Genomic DNA, 3,793 nt, shown 5'->3' on the forward strand with positions numbered 1-3,793 from the left:
GTGCGCCCGCGCTCGCCGGGCGCTCGAAGGCGGCGCCGGGCCGGATCGCGGGTTCGCGCCGGCCGCGGGCCGCGCCCGCGACGCCGTCGCGGGGCGCACGCTCGCCGGGCCGCACCGCACCGATCTCGCCGTCACGCACGTCGGCAAATCGCAGCCGGCCGCGCTCGCCTCGACGGGCGAGCAGAAGGCGCTGCTGATCGGCCTGATCCTCGCCCATGCCGATCTCGTCGCCGCCCGATCGGGCCGCCGCCCGATCCTTTTGCTCGACGAAATCGCCGCCCATCTCGACCCCATTCGCCGCGGCGCGCTGTTCGATCGGCTGGCCCAGGCCGGCGGTCAGGTCTGGATGACCGGGACCGAGCGGAATTTGTTCGTGGAAGTCAATGAAAAAGCGAGCTTTTTCGAGGTGCGCGACGGGGCCGCCCGGCCCGCCTGAAACGCGCCTTTTTCCTTGGGTTTCGCCCCCCGATTCCCTATATCCTCGTCATGGCATCCTCCCCCAATGAAAGCAGCTACGGCGCCGAATCCATCAAGGTGCTGAAAGGCCTCGACGCGGTCCGCAAGCGGCCCGGAATGTATATCGGCGACACCGACGACGGCTCGGGCCTGCACCACATGGTGTTCGAGGTTTCCGACAACGCGATCGACGAGGCGCTGGCCGGCCATTGCGACCGGATTTTGATCACCTTGAACCCCGACGGCTCGGTCAGCGTCGAGGACAATGGCCGCGGCATTCCGACCGATATTCACGCGGAGGAAGGCGTCTCGGCGGCCGAGGTGATCATGACCCAGCTCCACGCGGGCGGGAAGTTCGAGAACACGTCGGACGACAACGCCTATAAGGTCTCGGGCGGCCTGCACGGCGTCGGCGTCTCGGTGGTCAACGCGCTCAGCGAATGGCTCGAGCTCACCGTTTGGCGCGACGGCAAGGAGCATTGGATGCGCTTCCGCCATGGCGACGCGGAGGCGCCCTTGAAGGTGGTGGGCGACGCGCCGGCCGGGCGCAAGGGAACGCGGGTCACCTTCCTGCCCTCGACCCAGACCTTCAAGATCGTCGAGTTCGATTTCGACACGCTCAAGCATCGCTTCCGCGAGCTCGCCTTCCTCAATTCCGGCGTGCGCCTGATCCTCACCGACGCGCGACACGAGGAAAAGAAGGAGGTCGAGCTCTATTACGAGGGCGGCATCTCGGCCTTCGTCCGCTATCTCGACCGCGCCAAGAGCGCGCTGATCCCCGATCCGATCTCGGTCACCGGGCAGCGCGACGAGGTCGGCATCGAGGTCGCGCTCGAGTGGAACGACTCCTATTACGAGAACGTCCTCGCCTTCACCAACAACATCCCGCAGCGCGACGGCGGCACCCATATGGCCGCCTTCCGCGCCGCGCTGACCCGCACGCTCAACAATTATGCCGACAAGTCCGGCATGATGAAGCGCGAGAAGGTCAGCCTGACCGGCGACGACATGCGCGAGGGGCTGACCGCGATCGTCTCGGTCAAGCTCCCCGATCCCAAGTTCAGCTCGCAGACCAAGGACAAATTGGTCTCTTCCGAGGTGCGCCAGCCGCTCGAAAGCCTGATGGCCGACAAGATGGCCGAATGGCTGGAGGAGAATCCCGGCCACGCGCGCACCATCATCCAGAAGATCATCGACGCCGCCGCCGCGCGCGATGCCGCCCGCAAGGCGCGCGAGGCGAGCCGCTAGAGCGTGATGGGGATCGCCTCGCTGCCCGGAAAGCTCGCCGACTGCCAGGAGCGCGATCCGGCCAAGTCGGAGCTGTTCCTGGTCGAGGGCGACAGCGCCGGCGGCTCGGCCAAGCAGGGCCGCGACCGCCATTTCCAGGCGATCCTTCCCTTGCGCGGCAAGATCCTCAACGTCGAGCGCGCGCGCTTCGACCGGATGCTGTCGAGCCGCGAGGTCGGCACGCTCATCCAGGCGATGGGCACCGGCATCGGCCGCGACGATTTCGACATCGAGAAACTGCGCTATCACAAGATCGTGATCATGACCGACGCAGACGTCGACGGCGCCCATATCCGGACCCTGCTGTTGACCTTCTTCTACCGTCAGATGCCCGACATCATCGAGCGCGGGCACCTCTACATCGCCCAGCCGCCGCTCTACAAAGTCGCGAAGGGCCGCTCGGAGGTCTATCTCAAGGACAATGTGGCGCTCGACGAATATCTGATCCAGGCGGGGACCGAGGCGAGCCGGCTCGACGGCGCGGGAGAACCGCGCTCGGGCCGCGAGCTGCGCGCCCTGGTCGATCATGGTCGGCGGGTGCGGACCTTGATGAACTATGTGCCGCGCCGCTACGATCCGATGGTGATTGAGGCGCTGGCGCTGACCGGCGCGCTCGATCCGGCGCTGCGCCGAGAGCAGCGCGCCGACGCGCTCGCTTTCGCCGCCGGCTGGCTCGGCGGCGGCGATGAGGAGGCGCGCTGGACGGGTTCGGTCGCCGAGGACGGCGGCTATGTGCTCGAGCGGGCCTGGCGGGGCGTCACCGATCATCACCGGATCGAGCCCGCCTTCCTCGCGAGCCAGGAGGCGCGCCGGCTCCATGCCCTGATCGAGGAGCAGGCCGAAGCCTATGCCCAGCCGCTCACCCTTACCCCACTGCCGCGCGGCGCGCGGGCCGAGGCGGCGGAGGCCGCCGAGGCCGAGAGCGAAGAGGCCGAGGAGGAGGCGCCCGCGGCGCGCAAGGGCGTGGCGATCAACCGTCCGACCCAGCTGCTCGAGGCGGTCCTCGCCGTCGGCCGTAAAGGTCTCGCCGTCCAGCGCTACAAGGGTTTGGGCGAGATGAACGCCGACCAGCTCTGGGAAACGACGCTCGACCCGACCAACCGCGCGATGCTGCAAGTGGAGGTCGCTCAGGCCGACGTTGCCGACGAAATTTTCACCCGCCTGATGGGCGACGTCGTCGAGCCGCGACGCGAGTTCATCCAGGAGAATGCGCTGAACGTCGCCAATCTGGACGTGTGAGCGAGCAGCTTCCGCCCGGCATCCCGCGCTTCGCGACGGACCTTTTCGTCCCGCGTTATCGTGCCGCGCGAAGCGGCGATTGGGAATTGCGGGTCGCCGAGATGGCGATTTCACCGGGCTATTGGAGCGATCCCGTCCTCGTTGAGCAGATGGCGGTGCTCGTTCGCGACGGCCGCTCCTGGATGTCGCTGACCCCGTTCGAGCTGGAGAGCCAGGGGCTCGGCGTCCGTGCGGCGGCGGGCCACGTGCTGATCTTCGGCCTCGGGCTCGGCTGGGCAGCGTGCGCCTGCGCGGCGCTCCCGGCCGTGAGCGAAGTCATCGTCGTCGAGAAGGACGCGGATGTGCTCGCGCTTCATCGCGAGCTGGACATCTTCGCCCAATTGCCGTCCGAGGCGCGGGCGAAGCTCCGCGTCCTCGAGGGCGACGCATTCTCCTACCGGCCGGATCGCCCGGTCGATCTGTTGCTCCCCGACATATGGCTGCCCCTCGTCAATGACCGTCGCGTCGAGGAGGTGCGCGCGATGCAAGCCAATGTCGGCGCGCGCGCGGTGCATTTCTGGGGGCAGGAGATGGAGCTTATCCGCCACGCCGTCGCGGCGGGACGCGCGCTTGATACGTCCGGGATCGACGCGACGATCGCGGCGACCGGGCTGCCTTTGATCGGCATGGGCGATCCGGATTATGCGGCCAAGGCCGAAACCGCGGCGCGTCGCTGGCTGCGCGGGCGCTGGCTCCCCGGGTCGGCGCCGCCGTGGTAGGCCGCTCTATGCCCACGCCCACGGGACAATGCCATTGCGGTGCGATCCGCTCC

General features: G+C 68.0%; 1 protein-coding gene and 2 pseudogenes. All 3 read left to right on the forward strand.

Translation table 11 applies throughout. The features are described from left to right. Positions 1-436 (forward strand): annotated as a pseudogene (locus ACT4N8_RS10350) (DNA replication/repair protein RecF); the annotation flags it as partial. 50 nt (positions 437-486) lie between these two features. Continuing rightward, a pseudogene (gene gyrB / locus ACT4N8_RS10355) lies at positions 487-2,982 on the forward strand (DNA topoisomerase (ATP-hydrolyzing) subunit B). Beyond that, entirely contained in the window at positions 2,979-3,740 is a 762-nt protein-coding gene (locus ACT4N8_RS10360; protein ID WP_444858050.1) for a hypothetical protein, read from the forward strand. Before gyrB ends, ACT4N8_RS10360 begins: the two are co-directional and overlap by 4 nt. The last annotated feature ends 53 nt before the right edge of the window (positions 3,741-3,793 follow it).

This window comes from Sphingosinicella sp. (genome assembly GCF_052387495.1).
GTDB lineage: Bacteria > Pseudomonadota > Alphaproteobacteria > Sphingomonadales > Sphingomonadaceae > Allosphingosinicella.